Annotated in this window: 23 protein-coding genes; 5 read left to right on the top strand and 18 right to left on the bottom strand. The window is 56.2% G+C overall.

Going from position 1 to position 23,379, the window contains the following annotated elements:
• Positions 1 to 36: 36 nt before the first annotated feature.
• The 3 genes from ACESYO_RS10270 to ACESYO_RS10260 form a co-directional block, all read right to left on the bottom strand.
• Positions 37 to 1,710 carry a type 2 periplasmic-binding domain-containing protein gene (locus ACESYO_RS10270; RefSeq protein WP_373209950.1) on the bottom strand — a complete coding sequence of 558 codons (1,674 nt, stop codon included), beginning with the start codon at positions 1,708 to 1,710 and terminating at the stop codon, positions 37 to 39.
• A 67-nt stretch (positions 1,711 to 1,777) separates the two neighbouring features.
• Positions 1,778 to 2,692 (bottom strand): carbohydrate ABC transporter permease, encoded by a 915-nt coding sequence (locus tag ACESYO_RS10265; protein WP_373209949.1) that lies wholly within the window; start codon positions 2,690 to 2,692, stop codon positions 1,778 to 1,780.
• A 15-nt stretch (positions 2,693 to 2,707) separates the two neighbouring features.
• Positions 2,708 to 3,676, bottom strand: a complete 969-nt coding sequence (locus ACESYO_RS10260; protein WP_373209948.1) for an ABC transporter permease — start codon at positions 3,674 to 3,676, stop codon at positions 2,708 to 2,710.
• Between the two features lie 288 nt (positions 3,677 to 3,964).
• Between ACESYO_RS10260 and ACESYO_RS10255 the strand changes: the two genes are divergently transcribed.
• From ACESYO_RS10255 to ACESYO_RS10245, 3 genes are read left to right on the top strand one after another with little or no spacing between them, the layout of a single operon-like run.
• Positions 3,965 to 4,969 (top strand): LacI family DNA-binding transcriptional regulator, encoded by a 1,005-nt coding sequence (locus ACESYO_RS10255; RefSeq protein ID WP_058963303.1) that lies wholly within the window; start codon positions 3,965 to 3,967, stop codon positions 4,967 to 4,969.
• 15 nt (positions 4,970 to 4,984) lie between these two features.
• Positions 4,985 to 5,776: a hypothetical protein gene (locus ACESYO_RS10250; RefSeq protein WP_058963304.1), complete on the top strand. Its 792-nt coding sequence runs from the start codon at positions 4,985 to 4,987 to the stop codon at positions 5,774 to 5,776.
• A gap of 11 nt (positions 5,777 to 5,787) precedes the next feature.
• Entirely contained in the window at positions 5,788 to 6,738 is a 951-nt protein-coding gene (locus tag ACESYO_RS10245; RefSeq protein WP_283128177.1) for a carbohydrate kinase family protein, read from the top strand.
• A 104-nt stretch (positions 6,739 to 6,842) separates the two neighbouring features.
• Here ACESYO_RS10245 and ACESYO_RS10240 read toward each other — a convergent pair whose 3' ends face one another.
• From ACESYO_RS10240 to ACESYO_RS10185, 12 genes are all read right to left on the bottom strand, one after another.
• The gene (locus tag ACESYO_RS10240; protein ID WP_058963306.1) at positions 6,843 to 7,055 is read right to left on the bottom strand and encodes a hypothetical protein; all 213 of its coding nucleotides are present in this window, start codon (positions 7,053 to 7,055) and stop codon (positions 6,843 to 6,845) included.
• Entirely contained in the window at positions 7,052 to 7,522 is a 471-nt protein-coding gene (locus ACESYO_RS10235) for a hypothetical protein (RefSeq protein ID WP_373209947.1), read from the bottom strand. The genes ACESYO_RS10240 and ACESYO_RS10235 overlap by 4 nt, the downstream gene beginning before the upstream one ends.
• A 168-nt stretch (positions 7,523 to 7,690) precedes the next feature.
• The gene (locus ACESYO_RS10230; protein WP_373209946.1) at positions 7,691 to 8,131 is read right to left on the bottom strand and encodes a DUF3237 family protein; all 441 of its coding nucleotides are present in this window, start codon (positions 8,129 to 8,131) and stop codon (positions 7,691 to 7,693) included.
• Positions 8,124 to 9,755 (bottom strand): response regulator transcription factor, encoded by a 1,632-nt coding sequence (locus tag ACESYO_RS10225; RefSeq protein WP_373209945.1) that lies wholly within the window; start codon positions 9,753 to 9,755, stop codon positions 8,124 to 8,126. The genes ACESYO_RS10230 and ACESYO_RS10225 overlap by 8 nt, the downstream gene beginning before the upstream one ends.
• The gene (locus tag ACESYO_RS10220) at positions 9,742 to 11,463 is read right to left on the bottom strand and encodes a sensor histidine kinase (RefSeq protein WP_373209944.1); all 1,722 of its coding nucleotides are present in this window, start codon (positions 11,461 to 11,463) and stop codon (positions 9,742 to 9,744) included. Before ACESYO_RS10220 ends, ACESYO_RS10225 begins: the two co-directional genes overlap by 14 nt.
• Positions 11,464 to 11,518: 55 nt before the next feature.
• Complete coding sequence (locus ACESYO_RS10215) at positions 11,519 to 12,622, bottom strand: SGNH/GDSL hydrolase family protein (protein WP_058963311.1); 1,104 nt, start codon at positions 12,620 to 12,622, stop codon at positions 11,519 to 11,521.
• A 3-nt stretch (positions 12,623 to 12,625) separates the two neighbouring features.
• Complete coding sequence (locus ACESYO_RS10210) at positions 12,626 to 13,486, bottom strand: Nif3-like dinuclear metal center hexameric protein (RefSeq protein WP_373209943.1); 861 nt, start codon at positions 13,484 to 13,486, stop codon at positions 12,626 to 12,628.
• 25 nt (positions 13,487 to 13,511) lie between these two features.
• Positions 13,512 to 14,465, bottom strand: a complete 954-nt coding sequence (locus tag ACESYO_RS10205) for an alpha/beta hydrolase (protein WP_058963313.1) — start codon at positions 14,463 to 14,465, stop codon at positions 13,512 to 13,514.
• Positions 14,462 to 15,262, bottom strand: a complete 801-nt coding sequence (locus tag ACESYO_RS10200; protein ID WP_346672349.1) for an alpha/beta hydrolase — start codon at positions 15,260 to 15,262, stop codon at positions 14,462 to 14,464. Before ACESYO_RS10200 ends, ACESYO_RS10205 begins: the two co-directional genes overlap by 4 nt.
• 58 nt (positions 15,263 to 15,320) lie before the next feature.
• A complete protein-coding gene (locus tag ACESYO_RS10195) occupies positions 15,321 to 16,205 on the bottom strand; it encodes a carbohydrate ABC transporter permease (RefSeq protein ID WP_058963315.1) in 885 nt (294 codons plus the stop codon).
• Between the two features lie 12 nt (positions 16,206 to 16,217).
• The gene (locus ACESYO_RS10190; protein ID WP_242868310.1) at positions 16,218 to 17,153 is read right to left on the bottom strand and encodes an ABC transporter permease; all 936 of its coding nucleotides are present in this window, start codon (positions 17,151 to 17,153) and stop codon (positions 16,218 to 16,220) included.
• 102 nt (positions 17,154 to 17,255) lie between these two features.
• The gene (locus ACESYO_RS10185; protein ID WP_373209942.1) at positions 17,256 to 18,773 is read right to left on the bottom strand and encodes an ABC transporter substrate-binding protein; all 1,518 of its coding nucleotides are present in this window, start codon (positions 18,771 to 18,773) and stop codon (positions 17,256 to 17,258) included.
• A 232-nt stretch (positions 18,774 to 19,005) separates the two neighbouring features.
• Here ACESYO_RS10185 and ACESYO_RS10180 point away from each other — a divergent pair, with 232 nt between their 5' ends.
• Both ACESYO_RS10180 and ACESYO_RS10175 read left to right on the top strand, forming a co-directional pair.
• Positions 19,006 to 19,818: a ChbG/HpnK family deacetylase gene (locus tag ACESYO_RS10180; RefSeq protein WP_373209941.1), complete on the top strand. Its 813-nt coding sequence runs from the start codon at positions 19,006 to 19,008 to the stop codon at positions 19,816 to 19,818.
• Between the two features lie 18 nt (positions 19,819 to 19,836).
• Positions 19,837 to 20,613 (top strand): MBL fold metallo-hydrolase, encoded by a 777-nt coding sequence (locus ACESYO_RS10175; RefSeq protein ID WP_373209940.1) that lies wholly within the window; start codon positions 19,837 to 19,839, stop codon positions 20,611 to 20,613.
• 234 nt (positions 20,614 to 20,847) lie between these two features.
• Here ACESYO_RS10175 and ACESYO_RS10170 read toward each other — a convergent pair whose 3' ends face one another.
• From ACESYO_RS10170 to ACESYO_RS10160, 3 genes are all read right to left on the bottom strand, one after another.
• Positions 20,848 to 22,764, bottom strand: coding sequence for a recombinase family protein (locus tag ACESYO_RS10170; protein WP_373209939.1), 1,917 nt, complete (start codon positions 22,762 to 22,764; stop codon positions 20,848 to 20,850).
• A 72-nt stretch (positions 22,765 to 22,836) separates the two neighbouring features.
• Entirely contained in the window at positions 22,837 to 22,974 is a 138-nt protein-coding gene (locus ACESYO_RS10165) for a hypothetical protein (RefSeq protein ID WP_156417368.1), read from the bottom strand.
• On the bottom strand, positions 22,967 to 23,311 hold the full coding sequence (locus ACESYO_RS10160) for a plasmid mobilization protein (RefSeq protein ID WP_373209938.1): 345 nt from the start codon (positions 23,309 to 23,311) through the stop codon (positions 22,967 to 22,969). Before ACESYO_RS10160 ends, ACESYO_RS10165 begins: the two co-directional genes overlap by 8 nt.
• Positions 23,312 to 23,379 lie beyond the last annotated feature (68 nt).

Below are 23,379 nucleotides of genomic sequence, written 5' to 3'. Positions count from 1 at the left end.
GGGGGAAGAACCTCTCTTTCCGGAAATAGTCGTTGGTTACGCAGCGTTTTCGCTCATGGTCTCAGTATAGCGATCATACGCCGCCTGGTAGGTCTCCAGCAGATCCTGCATACCGTAGCGGTTCAGGTTCTCCTTGTAGGCATTCCAGGTCTCATCGGTGATGCCGCCGTCGCGCAGCCAGGTTGCCTCCTGCTCTGCCACGAAGTTTTCAAAGTCCACCCGCCACTTGTCGATGGTGTCCAGCTCGTCCTGGGTGTAAACGCAGTCGATGGGGTAAGCGGTGGTGTCCTTCACAAAGGGCATCCAGTAATCGTACAGATCGGTCAGGCGCTCCACGGCGCGGGGCTCCATCTCAAAGGTGGTGGCGTAGTAGTCGGACAGAATCAGCTTGGGGCCGTAGGCCTCGTACTCGCCCTTCACCTCGCCGGCACTCTTGCCGAATTTGGCCTTGGCTTCCTCGTCGGTGATGCTCTTCCACAGGCCGTTCTCGTCCTGCTCGGTGAAGTAGGTGCCGATGGGGCCATACTGCAGCTGCATCACATTCTCGGGGGCATACCACTGGTCGTAGAATTTCAGCAGATTAATGGGGCTCTCGCAGGCGGAGGTGATGCTCAGGTTGCCGGAGTTGATGCCGCCGCCGTCACGCACGGTCACGTTGCTGGTTCCATCCGGGCCGGCCAGCACAGGCAGGAACACATAGTCGGAGGCATGGTCGCCCATCAGCTCCTCAATGTACCACCAGGTGGCAACGCCAACCTGACCCTGGGAGCATTTGGCCATGTACTGGGTATCGGTCTGGCTGAAGGCCTCCTGATCGATCAGGCCCTCGCTGAACCAGTTGTGGAAGTATTCCAGCGCGGCGCGATAGTTGTCGTCGTCGCTCACAAAGTTCACGGTACCGTCCGGCTGCAGCAGCAGGTCGGCGCAGATGTCGTTGGTCCAGTTGGTGAAGCCGAAGCCGGCATAGAAGATGTTCTGACCCCAGCACCACTGGTCGATGCCGAAGGACATGGGAATGGTGGAGCCCGCATCGTTGCCGTAATAGGTGGCACTCATGTCGTTCTCCTTGAAGGCCACCAGCACATCGTGCAGCTCATCCAGCGTGGTGGGAACCTCCAGGCCCAGCTGATCCAGCCACGCTTTGTTGATCATGGAATACTGGGGAATGGTGTAGATGTTGTAATCCTCTTCCTTGCCGATGCCCGCGGTACCCATCTGCTCGCCGGCAGGCAGGCCGTAGATGCAGCCATCGTCCATGGTGATGGCCGCCCGGATGTCCGGGTGCTCCTCCAGGATTTTGGTCAGGTTGGGCATGTATTCCTCGGTGATGTAGGGGGTCAGGTCGATCAGTGTGCCGTCCTGACCGTAGTTGGTCAGCTCGTAGTTGGAAAAGCCCACCGCGTTGAAGGCGTCGGGCAGATCGCCGCCGGCGATGCGGATGTTCACCTGCTCGGTCAGCGAATCGCTCATGGTGTCCCAGGTGATGCTGATGCCGGCGTTCTCGGCCATGGTGTTCAGCACCTCGTTGGAATCATATCCGCCGGACAGTGCGGAAATACCGCTGATAATGTTGAAGGAGGTCTGCTCGGTGTTGGGATTGATGGTGCCGGGCTCCACAGTGGGCGCCTTGCTGCCGCCGCAGCCCACCAGGCTGGCGGTGATGCCCAGCACTGCAATGGCAGCGCCGATGCGTTTGACAGTCGTATTCATAAGTGCGTCTCCTTTTCATTGTATTGTTTCAAAGCCACGGGCCCAATGCCAGGCCGCAGTGAGGGAATCAACCCTTCACTGCGCCGGCCAGAAAGCCCTGCTCAAAGTACTTCTGAACAAAGGGATAGATAATCAGCATGGGAGCGGCCGCCACGATAATGGAGGCGAATTTGATCATCTCGGTGAGCTTGTTCAGTTCCGCATAGCCGCCGGAGATCATGCTGGCCTGGCTGGCGGAGGTCTCGCTGGCAATCAGGATATTGCGCAGCACCAGGGGCAGCGGGGCCCGGCCCTCGCCGGTCATGTAAATCAGGGCGGTGAACCAGTCGTTCCAGTAGTCCACCATGTTGAATACCACCATCACCGCCATGATCGGGCGGGACAGCGGGATGATCACATTGATGAACAGCCGCAGCTTGGAGGCACCGTCGATCTCGGCGGCTTCCTTCAGTTCCCGGGGAATGCTGGTTTCAAAATAGTTGCGGGCGATGATCATATTGGACACCGCCACGCCACCGGGCAGGAACATGGCCCAGATGGTATTCAGAAGGCCGGTGTCCTTTACGATCAGGTAGGTGGGGATCAGGCCGCCACCGAAATACATGGTGATCACGAAGAAGATATTAAAGAACTTGCGCCCGGGCAGATCCGGGTTGGACAGCGGGTAAGCGGTGATGTAGATCATCACCACCGAGAAGATGGTGCCCGCCACGGTGTATTTGATGCTGTTCCAGTAGCCCACCAGAATGCTGTCGTCGGAAAAGACCGCGGCATAGCCGTCCAGCGTGAACTGGCTGGGCAGCAGGAAGGTCTTGCCGGCGTAAACGTCGTAGGGATCGGACACTGAGGCCACCAGAATGTAATACAGCGGGTAGGCAACCACCAGCAGAATGGCGACGCACAGCACCACCAGAACCACGTCGCTGGCACGATCGGAAAGGCCGCCCGGCTTTTTGCCCGGATGCTTGGTTTTTGCGAACATGGCGTTCTCCCTCCTTTATACAAACTGCACGTCGCTTGCCTTTTTGGCGATGCGGCTCACGATGATCAGCAAAACGATGTTCACCGCCGTGTTGAACAGTCCGATGGCGGTGGAATAGCTGTATTCCGCGTGCTGAATACCCTGTTCGTACACATACACGGCAATGATGTCGCTGGTGGCCTTGTTCAGATCGGTCTGCAGCAGGAACACCTTTTCAAAGCCGATGTTCATCAGATTGGAAGCGCTGAGGATCAGCTGCAGCACCGCCATGGGCACCAGCGCCGGCAGGTCGATGTGCAGAATCCGCTGGAACACCGAGGCACCGTCCACCTTGGCCGCCTCATACAGCGCCGGATCCACACTGGACAGGGTGGCCAGATAGATGATGGTTCCCCAGCCGGCCTCCTGCCAGATGCCGCTGGCAACGTAAATGGTGCGGAACATGGTGCTCTGGTTCAGAAAGTCGATGCTGGTGCCCAGCAGCAGGTTGATCAGACCGCCGGTGGGGCTCAGGAAGATGCGGAGCATGCCGCAGATAATCATGGTGGAGATGAAGTGGGGCGCATACAGCACCGTCTGCACCACCCGTTTGAGCTTGTGAAACTGCAGCTGGTTGAGTGCCAGAGCCAGAAGGATGGGCACCGGGAAGCTCCACAGCAGACTGTAAAGGCTGAGCAGAACGGTATTCTTGATCATCCGCCAGCAGTTGGGCGAGGTGAAGAATTCCACAAACCATTCCAGGCCCACCCATTCGCTGCCGGTGATGCCCCGGCTTGCCTTGAAATCACGGAACGCGATCTGGATGCCGTACATGGGGCCGTATTTATAAACAATGGTAACGACCACCGGAATGAGCAGCAGCAGATACAACTGCCAGTTTTCTGTGATGCGCTGCTTGAGCGGCTTGCGGTGTACGACCGCATCGCCGTAAACTGCGGCAGCCCTGGGCTCAGCGGCCTTGGGCGCGGCGCGCAACTTGTTCATAGCTGATTCCTCCTTAACGCCAATCGTCGTGAACTCCTTTTTCGTGAATCGTTTCACGCTCATCGTGAAATCAAAATACCACCCGCGAGCAGGATTGTCAATGGAATTTCCGCCGCTTTTTTGCAATTTAGCGGATTTCACAAGATAAAATCCGCTGAATTGGTTGTTTTTACTGTGAACAAATCGGTGAAGCCCGTGAAATCATTCTAATAATTTCATGAAATCTATTTACATCCCCTTGCAACAGGAGTATAATAATGGTAACAAGAAATACGAGGTGAACCATTTATGAAAGGAGCAAACCAAACCGCCACCATGAGCGATGTGGCCCGGGAAGCGGGCGTGGCGCTGGGCACTGTGTCCAAAGTCATCAATGGTCTTCCGGTGGGCGAAAGCTATCGCCTGAAGGTGGAGGCCGCGGTGAAAAAGCTCAACTATCAGGTGAACCCCAGCGCAAAGGCACTCAAAAGCAATCGCACCAGTACCATCGCACTGATCATTCCCAACACCATCACGCCGTTTTTCGCCCTGCTGACCCATCATGTAAATGTGGCGCTGGAAAAGCGCGGCTATAAAATGATGCTCTGCTTCACCGAATACGATCGGGACCGGGAACAGGAATTTGTGAGCATGGTGGTGCACAACCGGGTGGACGGCATCATCGCCCTGACCTACAACCCCACCCTGAAAATCCCCGAGGGGATCCCCTTTGTGACCATCGACCGCTTTTTCAGTGTTTCGGTGCCCTGCGTGGCCTCCGATAACTTCGGCGGCGGTCAGCTGGCCGCCCAAAAGCTGGCCGAACTGGGCTGCCGCCGGGTGGCCTGCCTGCGCACCGGCTCTTCCCTGACCAACGAGCCCAGCAAGCGCAAGGACGGCTTCGTCAGCGGCTGCATGGAGGCCGGTATCCCCTTCGAGATGTGCAATCTGCCGGACGGCTCGCCCCTTTCCGCCTTTGAGGTATTCCTGCGCCACAACCTGCTGGAAACCGACACCCCGCTGGACGGGCTGTTCTGCGGCACCGATCTGATGGCCTGGCAGGCCGCACGCATGGTCCGCTCGCTGGGTCTTCGGGTGCCCGAGGACGTGCAGATCATCGGCTTCGACGGCGTGCGCATGTTCGGCGACAAGGACTATATCTGTTCCACCATCGTGCAACCGGTTCCGGATCTGGCGGAAACCGCAGTGAGCATGGTGCTTTCCACCGACTTTACCGGGCTTCCGCCCCTGGTCTGCCTGCCGGTGCGCTATCAGCCCGGCGGCACCACCCGGGACTCGATACCCGAAACCTGAGCAAAGGAGGGGCACATGAATCTGTTTCGTCCGTTTCAGATGGGTGAACCCCAGCGGGATGAACGGGGTCGCCTGGTGGGCATCGACCGGTATCAGGACGTATTGGGCCGCTGCTGGAAGCGGTTCGCCCTCACCGGTTTCGCCACCATTCTGGGCTGCCTGCCCCTGACCGCCGGGATAGCCTGGGCCATCCTCAGCAGCAGTGTGCTGGTGCTGGTTCCCGCCGCGCTGGTGGGCGGCGCCATCGCCGGGCCCTTCCTGGCCTGCCTGTACGACACCGTACTCCGCGCTTTGCGGGATGCACCCGGCTCCTGGGCCAAAAATTACCGGCGCAGTTTTGCCCAGAACGCCCGGGCATCGCTGCTTCCGGGGGCCTTGACCGGCCTGTTTCTGGGCAGCTCCGCCTTCACTGGCATGCTTTTCTTCGGCTGGGGGCTCGCTGCTCCCTCGACAGGCACCGTCGCTCTGTTCCTGTTCAGCTGGCTGGTATTTCTGGTGCTGTCCACCCTGTACTGGCCCCAGCTGGTGCTGTTCGATCAGCGGGCTTCGGTGCGGTTGCGCAATGCGCTGCTGTTCACCATCCGGCACTTCTGGCTCACACTGGGCGTGGCCCTGCTGCAGCTGGTCTGGTGGCTGCTGATGGTGCTGTTCGCCCCCTGGACACTTTTGCTGCTGCCCTTTGTGGGCGTCTGGTTTGATCTGTTTGCCGCTCTGTTCCTGCTGTACCGGCCGCTGGACGAGGCATTCTCCATTGAGGATTCCATCGCCCGGGCGTTTCCGGAGCAGGCGCCGCGGTATGAGGAATAAGGGAGGTTTCTATGAAAGATGTTGTTGCTTTGGGGGAACTGCTGATTGACTTTGCCCCCGTCTCCACCGACGATGCCGGTTATCCCACCCTGAAGGCACAGCCCGGCGGTGCGCCGGGCAATTTCCTGGCGGCGCTGCAGCAGTATGGCTGCTCCACTGCCCTGATCGGCAAGGTGGGCGACGATGCCTTCGGCCGGCTGCTCATCGGCACACTGGATTCTCTGGGCATCGGCACCCGGGGCATCATCGCGGACGCCTGTGCCTTCACCACCATGGCCTTCGTGACGCTGGACGGCACCGGCAACCGGTCCTTCAGCTTTGCCCGCAAGCCCGGCGCGGATACCTGCCTGCGCACCGACGAGATTAACCGATCTCTGATCGAGGAATGCCGGGTGTTCCATTTCGGTACCCTGAGCCTCACCGACGAACCCGCCCGCTCTGCCACCCAGGCCGCTGTGGCCTTTGCGAAAGAGCAGGGCAAACTGGTCAGCTTCGACCCCAACCTGCGCAAACCCCTGTGGCCCAGTGAGGATGCAGCCAAAGAGCAGATCGAATGGGGCCTGCACCAGGCGGACATCGTGAAAATCAGCGACGAGGAAATTGAGTTTCTGTGGGGCCTGAGCCCCGAGGAGGGTGCTCAGAAACTTCTGCGGGAATACGGCGTCAAGCTGGTTTACGCCACCCTGGGCCCCAAGGGCTGCCATTTCGCCAACCGGCAGGGCTGCGGTCAGGTGGATTCCCCCAAGGGCCTGCATGTGGTGGATACCACCGGCGCCGGCGACATCTTCGGCGGCAGCGCCATGAGCCAGTTTTTGCGGCTGAACAAGGCCCCCGAAGAGCTGACCGTGGAGGAAATGCGCGCCGTGACCCGCTTTGCCTGCTGTGCAGCCTCTCTCTCCACCCAGACCCACGGCGGCATCACCAGCGTGGTGCCGGAGGAGCAGGTGTGTGCAATCCTGTAACGTTTTTCCTTTTTCCCTGTATACTGAAAAACCCGGCCCCGCATCATCGGTATAAGATGATGCGGGGCCGGGTTTCACTTTTTCGTATTTTGGTCAGAGCGCTCTTACACTCTCTGATAAAGATTCACGCCATACGTGTCCTTGCCATAGTACACAACGCCGGGAATGGCGCCCCGGTCAACCATCTCGCGGAACCATCGCCCCCACAGCGCCTGCGGGCAGGAGATGCAGTCCCGCAGATAAAACACGTTTCCGGCCTTGAAACCGCGAATGGTCGTCTGAATCTGTGCAAGGCGACTGAGCCATATCTTACTCATTGCATCTTTCCCCTTTTCTGATTCTCCAGAATTTCACACAACATCTCGTAAATTCGATCCAGTTTTTCCCCGTTATCCAGGCAGGCAAACTCCATTTCCTCAGCCGTTTTCGTCCCGGAATCTGTTTGAGCAGGAGTTTCATCCCTCCGACTGGACTGCATTTTGAACAACCGCTTGTTTGTAACAAATGCACTCAGGTTCCCGGGGGTCGTTTCCGCCGCCAGATACTGACTGAACAGTCGGAGCGCTTTGGACGCCGTAGCCTCCTGAAGCTCGTTTTTGCTGTTCAGTACCACCTCCAGCGTCCGGCTGTCCTTCAGGCGGTACGAAACAATTTCCTTTGGATTCAACGCCATTCTGGAATGAGCGTTGTAGTAGTCCACAGCTCGCCCGATTACTTCCATGTGCTGATCCATGGCAGGGGCATCGCCTTTCATGAATTGAATCAGAATCGAATAATGAAACATTTTATTCCCTCCATCCGCTTTCCATTTTGTTCCCTGCTGCCTCCCATAATATCACCTTGAATTCATCTTGTCAATGGCGTGACGATTGCGTAAATAGTTATCATTTTGCCTGTATCAACGCAAAAAGAGCCCTTTCCAATGTTGGAAAAGGCTCTTTTGCAGGTTTATTCAATCTGTTTGTCCGTTCTTATTTTCACCCTGTTCTTCGCAGGACCAGATGCGCACCATCAGCTCCTCGCTTTTCGGGATCGGTTCCACCAGCCCCTGCAGCTTTCCCGCAAAGAGCGGGGCAAGCGTCGGACTGTCGGTGATCACCGTGGGCGTGGTATGAATCGGCCCCGGTCCCGGTGCCATCAACAGGGCGGAATTTTCCACAAAAATTCTGCAGGGTGCTCCGGTACCGTCAACTCCCTCCAGCATATAGCGTGCGGAAAGCGTCAGCCTTCCGCTGGATTCCGTCTGTGTATCCACTCCGCCGGGCAGAACCCGCCCTTTGAAAAAGCGGGAATCCGCATCGCCGTCGAACAGGATCATCCGGGCGGTTGAATTTCCGTTACACACCTCCTGCATCTGAAGGATGCGAATCCGGATCTTCAGCAATTCAGTCAATGCGCTCCTCCCCTTCCATCTTTTCCGGCGAATGCATCTGCTTGCGATACTCATTGGGCGTCAAGCCCGTCTGCTTTTTGAACATGGTTGAAAAATAGGTAAAATTGTCAAACCCCACCGCCAGTGCAGCGTCACTGATCCGGATCCCGGGCCTTTTCAAAAGTTCCCGGGCCTTCTGCAGTCGGTACTCTGTCAGGTAATCTTTAATACTCGTTCCCGTCTCTTTTTTATACATCTTTCCCAGATGCTCCGGAGACAGATACATGGCCGCCGCAATGCTGTTCCGGTCGATGGGCTCGGAAAAATGTGCCCTGATATACCGCTGCACCTTTTGCGACAGAGTCTGCTGCTGTTCCAGCTCCTGCTTTTTGCCGAAGGCCGTGGTGAGCAGGAAGCTGGCCCAGCGTACGAAATCCAGCATGGATTGGGACGCTTTCTGCTCCAGATCTGCCAGCGAACCACCCTGCTGCAGAATGGAAATCTGAATATCATCCAGCGCCAGATAGGCATGCACCGCCTGCGTCAGCTCCGTCTGCATCTGATGCAGCGAGGTCTCGGTCAGAGTTCCGGTGTGCAGGCGCTCCTCCATACGAGCCTTCAGATACTCCAGAATCTGCTTTTTGTCCTGCTCGGCCAGCATGGTTTTGAGGCGTTTCAGATCCAGATGCACCTGCATCGTGGATGCCTGTTCGGCCTTCGTAGCAGCGTGAAACCAGCTGCCATATTTGGCCACATTGTTTCCGATCTGATCAAACGCTTCCCGCCAGGCCCGGCAGAACTGATCCGGCGTACACGGCTGGCTGATGCAGCAGGTCATCACGCCCTGCATCACCCGTTGATAGCTCAGAATCAGCCTTTGGCACTGCTCTTCGATTCGCCTGGCTTCCTGTTCGGGGCAGATGGTGATCAGCACCAGACAGTCCCGTTGCATCCGGCTGAATACATAGTCCGGCTCCAGCTGGCCGGACAGGATCTCTGCATGAATGTTTTCCAGCGCAAACAGCAGCAGCTCCCGGCCAAACCGTTCCAGATCCCGATCGAGATCCGTGATGCGGCTGACCACCAGCTGATACTTTCGTGAGACAGCATCCTCAATAAAATGCTCCTGCATGGCCTTCTGCATACGGCCCGGATTCCCCTCATAATGGCCTTCCAACAGATCATTCCAGAACACGGCCTGCATTTTCCGGCGGTTTTCCCGGCGCAACTGATCCTGCTCGCTTTTGCGCAGAACGATCCGTCGCAGCGCAACTTCCATTACCTCCACTGAAAACGGCTTGAGCAGATATTCTGTGGCCCGGTCATGCAGTGCCTTGGATGCATAGGAAAAATTCTCGTGGCAGGTCAGCAGAATAAACTCGTTCTCCCCGCCGGACTGCCGATACCAGTGAAGCAGATCCAAACCACTGCCTTTGGGCATTTCGATGTCACTGATGATCAGATCCACCGTGCGGGTTGTAATAATCTGTTTTGCCTGGTCGATGTTGTATGCCCGAAGTACCGTTCCGATCCCCAGCTCTGCCCAGTGTACCGCGGAAGCAATGGCATCTACGGTGGGCTGATCATCATCCACAATCAGCACACACAGCGTTGTACCGCCTTTTTCCGGTTTATTCCACTGCATCGGTTGCCACCTCATCCTTTATTATTGCCACCTGCGGGATCCAGAAACGGCTATGGGCACCGTGCGGCTCCAGATTTTCCAGCTCCATAAGATCTGTTCGGCCATACATCAGCTCCAGCATCTTGGCAAGACTTTGCAGGCCAACGTGCTTGCCCTCCCGAAGAAGATCGCTGTTTTCCTGCTTCCGGATCCGTTCCAGAAACTCTTCTGGATAGCCCGGGCCATCATCTTCAATCTCGATGCACAGCATTGTTTCCTGCCCGCCGTGCTGCTCCAGCCGTGCGCTGATCAGCACCGTACAGATGTCACCACCCACCGTCACCGCATATTTATAAACATTCTCCACCACAGTATGGATCAGCATGTGGGGGATGGGCCACTGTTGTGTCTGCGGCTGCGCCTGAATACAGTAGAACACCGTACCGGGATATTTCAGCTCCTGCATTTCGAAATAGGCCTCAATGTTCTGCAGCTCCTCACTCAGTGGCACCGTGCGCATACCGGATTTGAACATGTATCGGATATTCTTGGATAATACATCAATATACTGGCGAATCTCCAAATTCTTCCCCTGCATACTCAAACTGGAAATAGTGGTGATAGCATTCAGAAAGAAATGCGGTTTGAGCTGCAGCCGGATGGCCCGCAGTTCAGCATTGCGCACCTCAATCTGCCGCTCGTAGCTGCGAAAACGCAGGCCGATGTTTTCCTGCATCAGCGTATTGAAGGCATCCTGCAGGATGGAGAATTCTCTGTTTTTGCAGGGAATATGCAGACTCAGATCCTGCTCCTGCGGGTCAATCTGCTGCAGCACGCATACCATCTGTCCCATGGGGGAAAGAATTTGCAGATAGATATACCGCACCAGAATCAGCGCAAAGGTAATGGTGACCAAAAGGATCAGAATCAATCCGATCATATTGCCCTGAAGCGCATCCCACACAAAATCGGTCTTGGTGCAGCAATACAGCCGGATGGCGCCGTCTGCCAGAGGGATTCCGTCCTGCAGGTAGGCTCCCACGGGTTCTTCCTTTATGGTACAGCCCAGCTTAAGCGGCAGCTCCTCCCCCTGCATGGCCCACAGATACCCGCTCGGATCGGTCAGAAGCCAGGTCAGATCCTCATACTCCGCGTTCACATCGGTTTTCCAGAATTCCTGCACCGAGATAAACGCCGCAATTACCTGATGATTCCAGCAATAGGCCCGGTACAGATAAATGGTATCGCCAATCCGGGCGAATCTCCAGCGATTTGCCTGCTGGTTCGGCTCCAGCAGACGGAGCGCAAACTCCTGAAGACGTTCCTTCTGCTGCACCCCCAGCGTGGAATTCTGGGTCATCAATGCACTGTAATACCGGTTTTCCGCCACCAACAGAATTTCCACCGTGTCATCATTGGTGGTGGCAGCCCGCATGGATTCAAACAGCTCCACCCTGGCGTAATAGCGTTCGCTTTCCTTGTCACTGGTGATCAGATCCAACTCGGTACTCTGGTTCAGCGTAATGTTTTCCAGAATGCCGTCCGCCCGCTGGATCCTGTTTTCCAGATTCTGCCCGTACACGGTCAGAAGATTGGACAGCATCTTCTCCTTTTCCACCCGTGCATTGTGGATGGTATATGCAATAACCAGCAGCAACACCACAATCAGCAGCAGGATCTGCGCGGTAAGCATGATCGCCAGCTGTCGGATCAATGAACCTTTTTTCATTTCCCGTCTCCGCATTCCAGTTGATATTCTATCATTCTACCGAAATCTCCTGAATTCAGCAAGAGGAGCCGGCCTCCAGCCGCGCAATATGCTGACAGAGCTCCTCTGCCATCTTCCTATGGGTTGCAGCGCTCGGATGCCCGCAGGCACCAAACCCGTCCGCCGGGCTCATTCGGAGATATTTCAGGCAGGACACATTGAAATCGCCTGTCTCTTCGCAATGCTTCTTCACGGCACGGCAGATGGAATCAAAGAAATAATGATCCATGCTGCCCAACGCACAGATAATGTGGGTGCGAGGGCCGTTGCAGGCCCGTACCATTCCGAGAAAGCGCAGATAGTCCTGCTCAAAGCTCTCGCTTGTGGGGGACGGCACCCCCTCAAAAGCGGCGGCAGTGGAATCGTTGGTGCCCAGATTGATCACCACATAGTCCGCCGGAGCTGCGGCAAAGTCCCACAGCTGCGGCTGCAGGCCCTCGGCCGTCTGGCCGGGATAGTCGGTATAGCGGTACAGATCCTCCATGGCGTAGTCCATGGGCAGGCTTCCCCGACGTGCCAGACAGATGCCGGAGATGCTGATCATCCGCCAATCCATGCCCAGTTTGCGGGCGGCCAGCGGACCGTGTGCCTGCCAGGCATCCTCATCCGCATCATAGAAAAAGCGATCCCGCATATCCGTCAGGTTGCCGAATCCACAGGTGATGGAATCACCCACCAGCTCAATCCGTTTTTTCGGCGGCTCCTCCGGCAGCTGTTCCAGCTCACCCTCCAGCCAGATGCCCCGCAGCGCCAGTCGGGTTTTTGCATTTTCGGTGAGTTTGACGACGTGCAGCGTTTGCGCATCGGTCTGCTGCGCCGCAAACAGCAGCTGGCTGTGCTGGGTTTCAGTAATTTGAAACCGGCGATCCGGGGTTTCTTCGCCGGCGCGGAATACTGCCGCCCAAGGCCAGTTCTGCCGCTTGCGCACGCCCGGCTGATCGGGAATTCCATCCCATTCATCTCCGCATGCGGCGCAAAAATCCGCCACCACCAGGGTGGCCCGCACCCGCAGCGAAACGCCGCAGCAGCTCCAGTTGAAATGCAGCATTTCCGGCTGCTCCCAGCATCGCCCGTGGGTTTTCACCCAGGCGCGCAGCTCCGACCAGGGAATATAACGCATCGCTTACATCCTTTCCGCGTTCAGCATATAGTTGTAAAGATCCTTGGTGGGCAGATACTTCACCGGCAGCGCATGCTCCACCAGTTCGCTCACCCAGTCCGCCGCGAAGCGCATGCCCAGTTCTTCCATATTAAAGTGACCGATATTCATCACCGCCTTGGTCTTGCCCAGCGCCACGGCATCCCGCACATAGGAGAGGGCGGTCCATTCGATGATCTCGCCGGGAATAACGGCATCCACACCCAGGTCCATGGCGTGGATAATCTTTTGACCGTATTCCTCCTTATCGTCGTCGCCAAAACCGGGAAACAGATGCCCAACAATGGCTACAGTCTCTACCACCGCGTCTTTCTTGCCTACAAAGCGGATGCCGTTCAGATCCAGTTTCTTCATCAAATGGGCGGCCAGATCCCCCACCGTGGTTTTTGGCAGGCAGAAAGCGTAGCCCATGGGTACCGGCTGCTGCTCTGGCGCGAGGCGGTAGTCCTCCCACCCCAGATAACGGATTACCCCGGTAAAGATAGAATCCGGCTGATGGGCGTGCATCCGGTCGTGATCCCGCCAGACGGTGATCCCGCACTCTTTCAGCAGGGCTGCTTTTTCCTCCTGAACCGCGCTGAAGAAAGGCTGGCTGCCCTCTGCTGCATCCAGCGAGGTAAAAAAAGTAGGTTCATGAACGACCAGAAGATTGCATCCGGCTGTTGCAGCTCGACGAATTACATCTACCGTGGGCACCAGCGCAACGGCAATGCCGGTGCACTCCGCCTGAGGATCTCCGCATTTGAAGCCATCGCAGCCGTTATAATCCGCCGGGAAAGACGGATGGTAAGCGATGATCCGATCAATAACATCAATAATTTTCACAGAAAAGCCTCCTTATACGCATGTTTCAGGGGTTCAGTCCGTGCATGGCAAGCCATTCAGCGCAAAGCTCACCCCAGTGGGTAATATGTGGAACCTGCTGCTCCAGATCGTTTTGTCCGTCTGCCATGGCCAGACCATGCACGCCCCCCTCGAAGATGTGCAGCTCATAGGGAACGCCGGCATCCTGCAATGCCTTTGCCAGACAAAGCCCGTGGCGTCCGTCATCGCTGAGGGTCTGCCAGATGAAAAAGGGCGGGCTGGCGGGCGACACATGCTTTTCCGTCGCCAGATAGAACCGCTCCTCTCCTTCCCCAAACAGCGGATCCGGCGCAGCACCAAAAGGCGCTGGAAAGGATACTCCGCTCATGGCTCCGTATCCCACCACGCAGGCGTCCGGCCGGCAGCTGAACCGCTCCACCGGATCCTCCGCTTCAAGGCAACCGTTGTCAAAATGAGTGGCGCAGTTACCACTGAGCATCCCACCTGCGGAAAAACCCATGGTCACCACCGCATCCCCAATACCAAACCGATCCTTTTCCGCACGTAACAGCCGCACCGCCCGCTGGATGTCTGCCAGAGCCGCCATGCGGGAATAAGGGCGCAGCCGGTAGGACAGAATCGCGGTGTTATACCCCATCCGGTGAAAAAACCAGGCCACATTCGGTCCTTCGCAACCGGTTCGCCACAGAAAACCTCCGCCATGGGAAATCAGCAAAGTGGGGCGGCCAGGCACCGCTGCCGGAGATGGAACAAACACCAGATATGGTTCCCCCTGCAGCGGATCCCGTTCGTCCCAGCCGGGTGTTTGTTCCCAGAGCGGCGTTTTTCGAAACGGCTCCATGGCCCGATTCCACTGCTCCAGATTTCCCGCCACATCCAACGAACCGTCCGCAAGCCGGTGCCGGGCAATAGGGCGGATAAACCAGCCCTCCTGCACTGCCTGCTTCAGCAGACGAGCATTGCTTGCAAACTCACTCATGCCTTTTCCTCCAGCAGCCACCGGATTGCGGGCTCAATGTGCTCCCGCCAGAAAACAAAGTCATGGGTACCGGGGCCTTCCCGATAAACCAGCGGCACCTTGCGCTCTTCCAGAAAACGGCGGAAGATCTGGTTTTCTTCATAGAGAAAATCCTCAGTGCCAATGGCCTGATACAGCCCGGGCAACGAACGGCCTGCACGCAGCAGTTTCTCCACCAGAACCTCCGGATTGGCCGGGCTCTGTTCCACTGTGTCCAGATCACCGAACACCAGTTTATAATATTCGTAATTGGCCATCGCATCCTCTTCTCCGGGGTGCAGCTTCTTCAGGTTGTGAATGATCAGCGCGCCGGAGAGGGTGAACGCCTTGGCAAAGGTTTCCGGCCAGGCCAGCGCTGTGTGCACCGCGCCGAACCCGCCCATGGACAGACCTCCAATGAAGGTGTCCTCTTTCCGGTCGGAAAGGCCCAGCACCGACCGGGTATAGTCCACCAGTTCCTGCCCCACATAGGTTCCGTATTTGCGGCCGGTCTGCACACCGTCCAGATAGAAGCCGTTTTCCCCCGCCGGGAAAATAATGTTCAGGTTATACTTCACAGCCAATTCCGCCATGGGCGCATTCAGCATCCAGTCACTGCTGGTGCCGGAATAGCCGTGCAGCAGATACAGGGTCTTTGCCGGCCGATCCCAATGGGGTGCGCGGCGCATCTGCGGCGGCACATCGTTGGGCAGGATCGCTCGAAAGGTCACTGCCCGGCAAAGGGAAGCAGAGTAAAACTCCATTGTTAAAACTGCCATGATCTCTTTCCTTTCTTTTTAAAAGAGCCGGGCCCGCAGGGCCCGGCTGGTAGTTGGCTTAACCTTTCACGGCGCCCACAACAACACCGCGAACCAGATGCTTTTGTACAAAGGGATACACCAGAAGAATGGGAAGGATACCGATAACCGCCATGGCCATACGGATCGCCGTGCCCGGCAGATCCACAGCTCCGGTTCCCAGAAGCGATGCGGTGGAATTCGCACGCAGCGCCTGAATGTTGTTCATGATGTTCATCAGCAGCATCTGAATGCTGTACAGCTTCTCATTGCTGATGTAGTACAAACCGTTGGTCCAGTCGTTCCAATAACACAGACCGGTGAACAGGCTGATGGTGGCAATTGCCGGCACGGCCAGCGGCAGCATGATCCGCCGGAAAATGGTCATCTCACTGGCACCGTCAATCTGCGCGGCCTCCAGCAATGCATCGGGCACATTGTTGGAGTAATAGTTTTTCACCAGAATCACATTGAAGGCGTTCACCAGATAGTTGGGAATCAACAGTGCAAAAATGGTATTTTTAATGTGGAAGATCTGGGTCCACATGATGTAGGCGGGAACGATACCACCGTTGAACAGCATGGTGAAAAATACAAAGAATGAAAGCACGTTCCGGTATTTGAACGATTTGCGAGACATGGGGTATGCCAACATGGTGGTGATTAGAACACTGCATAGCGTACCCACCACGGTGACAAAGATTGATACGCCGTATGAGCGCAGAATCACTGCCCCCTGCTTCACCATATAATAGTAGGCATCCAGGCTCCATTCCTGCGGCCAGAACGAATAACCGTTTTGAATCAGCGCATCCTCCGCAGTGAAGGACGAAATAACGATCAGCACAATAGGCAGCAGAGTGATGACCACCAGACAGCCCAGAAAAATCGACGCAAACCGGTCAAAGGCTTTGCTTTGAAGCATATCGTGTCCTCCTTAGAAAAGTGCATTGTCGGCGTCGACCTTGCGCACGATTTTGTTCGCAATGAGCACCAGAATAAAGCCTACGATGGACTGATACAGACCGGCTGCAGCAGACATGCCCACGTCGTTCAATTCCATCAGGCCACGGTATACATAGGTATCAATGGTTTGCGTGGTGGCAAACAGAGCGCCGGAATTCTGCGGAACCTGATAGAACAGGCCGAAATCAGAATAGAAAATACGGCCGATGGACATCAGCGTCAGCATGATTACCGTGGGCTTGAGCAGCGGCAGAGTAATCGCCCGGATCTGACGCAGTTTGCCCGCGCCATCCATGGCTGCAGCCTCATACAGACTCTTGTCAATGCCGGAAATGCTGGCCATAAAAATAATGGACTGATAACCGATGTTTTTCCACAGATTCACGATAATCAGAATTGCTGGCCATGCACCCGGTTCGGAATACCAGGAAACCGGATCCAGCCCCAGCCAGGCCAGGAAGGAATTATTAATAAAACCCGTATCGGCATTCAGGAAAGCGTAGGCAATGAAGCCGATTACCACCCAGGACAGCAGATTCGGCAGCAGCATGGCCGCCTGATAGAACTTGACCCGCTTACGCTCGCCCAGTTCACACATCAGAATCGCAACAAAAATAGCCACTGCGGTGCCAATAATAATAAACGCCAGATTATACAGGATCGTATTGCGGGTCATGATAAAGGCATCTTTGGTTTTGAACAGGAACTCAAAATTCTGGAACCCGCACCAGTCGCTGCCGAAGGGGCCCTTGATCAGGCTGTAATCCTTAAAGGCCAGAAAGATGCCCAGCATGGGTGCATAGTTGTTAATGAGTAAGTAGATAATACCCGGCAGCGCAATCAGTAAAAGAGGTGTGTTGCTGGCCCGGGATGATTTTGCCGCTTTGGGATGAAGCAGTTTCTTCACTTGCGATTCCTCCATCAAAAGAAAGATTGAAAATGCGCCGAATGGTTCCGGCGATCCAGCGGGAAACCATTCGGCGCATTTGGGGTTCGCCACAAATCAGTATTATTGCTGAGCCAGCCAGGCATCCAGCTGCTCCTGCTTGGCATCCAGAATATCCTGATAACCCGCATCCATCAGAGCCTGTTCGAACTTTTCCAGTTCGGTGTCCGGATCCAGACTGCCGCAGAGCAAACCGGGCAGGTACTGGCTGATCACGTTCTTCACCGCAGTGTACTGGGTCTTGAGGCTACTGGAGTCAAAGGTGAAGCCCATGGCCACGGAGGTCTCGGCCTCCTTGTTCTGGGCCTCCTCCCAGGCCAGAGATTCCGGATTGGTGCCCTCGGTGGGATACATCTTGAAGAAATTACCCAAAGTACCGCAGCTCAGCTGTGCGGTGTAGGGAACTGTAGTGGAGTCCTCGCCTTCCGGGTAGGAAACGGTGCCGTCCTCATTCAGCACATAGTCGCGGCCTTCGATGCCGTAGATCAGCAGGTTGATAATGTCCTCATCGGTATAGGTTAGATCCAGGAAAGCCAACGCAGCTTCGGGCACGTCGGTGGTGGAGGCAATCATCCAGGACACCGCGTTGATATCACCGGTGGACAGGAAAGCATCATCCAGAATCTTGGCTGCAATGTCATAGTTGCCGCACTGCGCCTGCAGGGACGCGGCGGTGTCCTCTTCCGGGTAGGAGTAAGCTGCAATGTAGCCGAAGTAGTTACCGGAAGCCATGGCCTCTGCGGCGGTGGTGGTAGTGGTGGCCGCATCCTTCATGACCAGATCGTTTTCATGCCAGGTGCGGGCAAGCTGTGCTCTCTCCTTGAACACATCCGAAGTGTAAAGATCGGTGACGGTGATATTGTTGTCCAACAGAACGCCTACGGGGTTATAGTAGTCGTCAGAAAGCCAGTCCACATCACCCATGCACATGTGCAGACCAATGGTACCGCTCTGAACCGGAGCAAGCGGAGTCATGTTGGGATATGCGCTCTTGACCTGTTCCAGCAGCGGGGTGATGTCATTCACGCTCTGGATGCTGTCGATATCCAGGCCCAACTCCTGCGCAATGTCCTCCCGGTAGATCAGCATGGGAGTCAAAGCATAGGGCTTGTAGGTGGGAATGCCGTACAGCGCGCCATTCACCCGGCAGGCATCCAGGAAATTGTCGCCAACCACTTCCTTGGCGCCGGCGCCGTACTCATCAATCAGCTCAGAAATGTCGTAGCACATGTCGCTGGCCACACAACTGTTGAAGTTACCCAGAGACTGGTACACATCAATTTTTTCTCCGCCTTGCAGCGACAGGCTCACCTTACTGGTGTAATCCGCTACCGAGATGGGCATCAGTGTAACTTCAACGCCGATTTTCTCCCGAGTGATCTCATTGATCGCCTCCTGTACGGGAGCCAGATCCTCTGTGGCAGGGATATTATTGAAGGTTGCATACGCATACACAACCTGATCGTATTCCCCTTCGCCGTTTCCGGTGCCGGACGTTTCCCCGCCGCCACCGCAGGCGGTAAGCCCCAGTGCAATTGCCGCGGCTGCCAGCGCCGCAAGTATCCGTTTCATGTTTTTCATGGTGGACGCCTCCTTGTGTTGTTGCTTCCTTTGCTGTTTCCAGTATAGCAATTTCCCACAACGAATTCTTTCATTTTGGAGAGGTTTTCTTGCAAAAACAGGAGCATTCCCGCTGGCTTATACCTGCGAAAAAAAGAAAGATGTCAAGCGATTGACATCTTTCTTTTTCGGTGCTACGCTAAGGGTGATTTTTGACCGGAAACAGCTTTTCAAACCAGAAAAGGAGGCTACAATGAGTATTCGGCTAATCACTCGGGCGGACGATTTCGGTTCCTGCCACGCGGCAGATCAGGCAATTCTTGCGGCATTAGAGGCCGGCGTTCTGATTCGAAATGTTTCCTGTATGGCGGTAGGTTGCACCATTCAGGAAAGCGCAGAAGCTCTCTCCATCTTTGCTAATCAGGTGGATATCGGGCTGCACTTTGTGTTAAATTCCGAGTGGGATCCCGTAAAGTGGACTCCCTGCTCCCCCCGTGCCCAGATCCGTTCTCTGCTGAACACGCAAGGTGAGTTTTTTCAAACCCGGGAGGAGCTTCTGGCCGCCGCCCCAGAGTGGTCGGTCATCGAAACCGAGCTGAACGCACAGCTGGAGACACTTCTCTCTCTGGGCCTGCCGATAAGCTATGTGGATGGTCACATGGCACCGGACGGGCTACTGCCCGACCTGGCAGAACGAATGCGTGCATGGGCCCAAAGCCACGGACTTTTGTATGTGCGGGATCATTCCCGCTTCCCTGCCTGCGGCATGCCTGCATTCGCGCCCTCTGAAGCAGCATATCAGGCCAACGTGGAGCACTGGCTGAGCGATATGGAGCAGGGGCAGCAATATCTTTACTTTATGCATCCGGCCCGCATGAGCGACGAGACGATTCTGTTCTGTAACGCGGAATTCGCGCCGGGTGTTGTGGCCTGGGAACGGGAACTGGAAGCCCGCTCCGCCGTCTCTTCCCTGTGGGCCTCACGCCTGGAGCAGTATGACCTGGAGCTGATCCGCTACCGAAACGCACACCCCTCTCCCGAACTGCCCATGGGCGGCTATTTTTAACGAAAGGAATCTGCTGCAATGAATTACCGCGTTTTTGAACTGGACGCCCATACCTGGCGCATTGAGGAATACGACGAAACCTCCAGCGTGTATTTGTATCTTCTGGAGGGTGAACAGTCCGCTCTACTGCTGGATACCGGGTTGGGTCAGATTGATCTGCGCAAACTTGTTGCCGGACTCACCCAACTGCCGGTGCAGGTTCTGAACACACACGCCCATTTTGATCACATCGGAGGCAACGGTCTGTTTGACCGGGTAATGATTCCCCGGGCGGATCAGGAGATGTACCGACTTCACACCAGTCCGGAACTGCTGGCGCAGTTTCCCCAATACCATTTCCCTGCCGCCTGCACTCGAATCGACTGGATCGACGGCACCGATACCATTTCACTCGGCGGGCGCACCCTGGAGCTGATTCCCACTCCGGGCCATACTCCTGGCGCAATCGCACTGCTGGATTCGGACAGGCGCTGGATCTTCACCGGCGATACCTGCTGCCGAGCGGATGTGTTACTCAATATGGAAGGCTCGACCACCGTTGAAACCTATGCCGAAAGCATTGCCCGCCTGCAGCAGTACCGCCCCCGCTTTGATCTGGTCTGGCCTTCCCATCATTCCGTTCCCCTGACACCGGATATTCTGGATCTGTTCCAGCAGGCGGCACAGCAGATCTGCCGCGGCACTGCTCAGGGTGATCGGATTCAGACTCCCGTGGGCGAAGCCCTTGCCCTGCAGAACGGTCCAATTCGGGTTGTTTATCTCGCTGACCGAATCAGTAACCAAACATCGTCGTAATAAGGCAATCCGGCATTTCCTGCCGACCGAATCATCCTTTTGAACAAACTCCAGACAATCTTTCATATATGCTCAAAAAAGGGGTACCTACCAGAAGGTACCCCTTTTTTGACTCACATCTCCGCATGCGTTCCCGGTCATCCCTCACACGGCAGGAATATGCCGTTTTCTCCAGCATGTCATCGTAGAAAAAATCCCCCTGCGCTGTTTGTCAGCGGCAGGGGGATTGGCGTATTACAGGTATACTTCCAGGTCGATGTCATGCCATCGACTGGGCTTTCCCACGCAATTTCGCGCTTTCTGGAACGCGTGGGCGTCCTCAAAGTGCAGCGTCAGCTGCATGAGCCCGATCGGATTACTTCCGGGGGTTCTTGATGGCTGCCTGCCCTGTTCCAATTCTGCCGCTGATATGTCCCCATTCGGGTTTCCCTCCCGATCCAACAGGAAGGGTCGGTCGGGAGGTTCGTCTTGTATGTCGGGCCATGCGCCCGGGAATAAATTGCTTTCCAGCGAGATGCGGGGGTATTCCTTTCGCCCGGTGGCTTCGCAGAAAACCGTCTGGGGCTGCGGGGCCAGATCCAGCACCCAGGCAAACCGGGTGCCGTCCATGGGAACCACCTTCTTCACAAAGGTCTGAATGAACCACTCACTCACCTTGCCGTCGGTGAAGGTCACCGCTTCGCACAGGGAAGCCTCGATGGCGTCGATGTCCAGCCCGCCGTCCTGGCTTTCTCGGGCCAGCAGCTCCTCCCGCTCCCGGGTGGCCCGGCTCTGCTGGGCGCTGATCTCGTTGCTCTGTTCCAGAAACTGCTTCAGGGTGATCTGGTTGGATGCCTTCATCAGAATCAGGTTGTTCAGCTTTTCGTTCAGTCCGTCGATGCGTTTGTCCAGTGCGTTTAGCTTTGTCGGATCGGCGGTCTCCCGCTGGTAGCAGGTACTCAGCATCCGGCAGGCCTCCAGAACCGCCTCACGGCGACTGCCCCACACGGCTTCAAAGATTTTCACTGCCATCAGCTCCAGCTTCCACTCCGGAAAATCCTTTAAATCACAGAGTCCCTCCGGCAGTCCGTGCTGCTGCAAAAACTGAAGGCTGCGCTTGGTGTGGCGGTAACACTCAAAGCCCCAGGTCTGGGTGCCGTCCGCCTTGGTCTGCCACAGACAACGGCGGAATTTTGCCCCGCAGCTGCACACCAGCTTGGTGACCCACACATTTTTTGCAATGGTGCCGCCATAGCGGCGGGGCTTTCCGTTTTCATCCAGCAGATGGCGGGTGCGCCCTTTCCGGATGGCGTTGCACTTATACCACAGTTCTTCGTCGATGATGGCGGGAAAATCCCCTTTTACCATCACATAGGTGTCCTCGTCGGTGTTGTTCACCCTCCGGTGTTCCAGATAATCCACCGTCCGGGACCGGTTGTACACGCAGTAGCCCATGTAGGTGGCTTTCCGCAGCACCCGGGTCACCTTGCTGGCATCCCAGTTCACATGCCCGGCCCCGTCCTTGCGCCCCTTTTCCATCAAGGTTTTGGCCACCTTGGTCAGGCCGTCCCCGGTGGCGTACTGCTCAAAAATCATCCGCACGGTTTCGGCCTGTTCCTCATTGATGACGTAGGTGTTGTTGGCCTTGTCCAGGTCATAGCCCAGAATGTTTCCGTTGCCGTACAGCACCTTCTTTTCCCGGCTCATCCGCTGCCCGGCCAGCACCCGCTCACTGATCTTGCGGCTTTCTTCCTGGGCCAGCGTGGCCATCAGCGACAGGCGGAGCTCACCGTCATTGTCCATGGTCCAGATGCCGTCGGCGGCAAAGTAAACCTCCACCCCCAGCTTGGCCAGTTCCCGGGTGTAGGAAAGGGTGTCCACCGTGTTCCGGGCAAATCGGCAGACCTCGCGGGTTACGATCAGGTCGAATTTTCCGCTTTTTGCGTCCTCGATCATCCGCAGAAAGGATGGCCGTTTTTTCGCCTGCGTTCCGGTGATGCCCTCGTCCACATACTGATCCACCACCGTCCAGTTGGGATGGCTGGAGGCCAGCTCCTGATACCATTCCATCTGATTGTCCAGCGCGGAAATCTGAGCCTCATGTTCAGTGGATACCCGCCCGTAAAATACCACCTTGCGCGGGCGGGCCCGGTCTTGTTTGATGTTGTTCATAGAACTGTCCTCCTTTTGTATGCGCCCATTGTAGCGCAGCTTTTTCTCCCTGAGAAATGTACAAATTCCAATTCAATGTTCGGACGAGGGCGGTGCGCCGTAGGTGGCACAGACGCATTCGTAGGTCGCCCGGTTGATGGCTCCCTGCTCATACAGCAGGGCGATCAGCTTGAGGGCAATGTAACGGGAATCCACCACAGCGTCAGGCATTGTTGTTCGCCTCGCTTTCCATGGGGATGGCCTGCCGGGGCAACACCGCATGCTGCATCGCCAGCAGGGTGTGGTCCAGAGCCTGCAAGGTGTTTTGCAGAGCAAAGGGATCAGTGCCGTTTTCCGGCTGCGCGGGGGCATTGATCAGGCAGAGCTGAATCTGCCGGAGCTGGCGCATCAGTGCCCGGTAATCGGCAGGCGGAAGCTCCACCGGTACCCGGTGTGAGATCAGCAGGCGGAGATAGGTTTCCCGAGACAGGCCGGTTTTGGCCACATTGTCATTCAGGCGAGCCAGTTCGCCTTCGGTCAGGCGGATTTTTACTTCTTTCTTTTTCATCAATGGTTCCTCTATTGCAACAACGCAACAATACACGAGTCAGCAGTTTTTGCCGCCTTGGCATGATG

The sequence above is a fragment of the Allofournierella massiliensis genome (assembly GCF_964241245.1).
In the GTDB taxonomy this organism is placed as follows: Bacteria; Bacillota; Clostridia; order Oscillospirales; family Ruminococcaceae; genus Allofournierella; species Allofournierella massiliensis.
The sequence above is the reverse complement of the archived record's forward strand: the minus strand, read 5'-3'. Positions and strand labels throughout refer to the sequence as shown.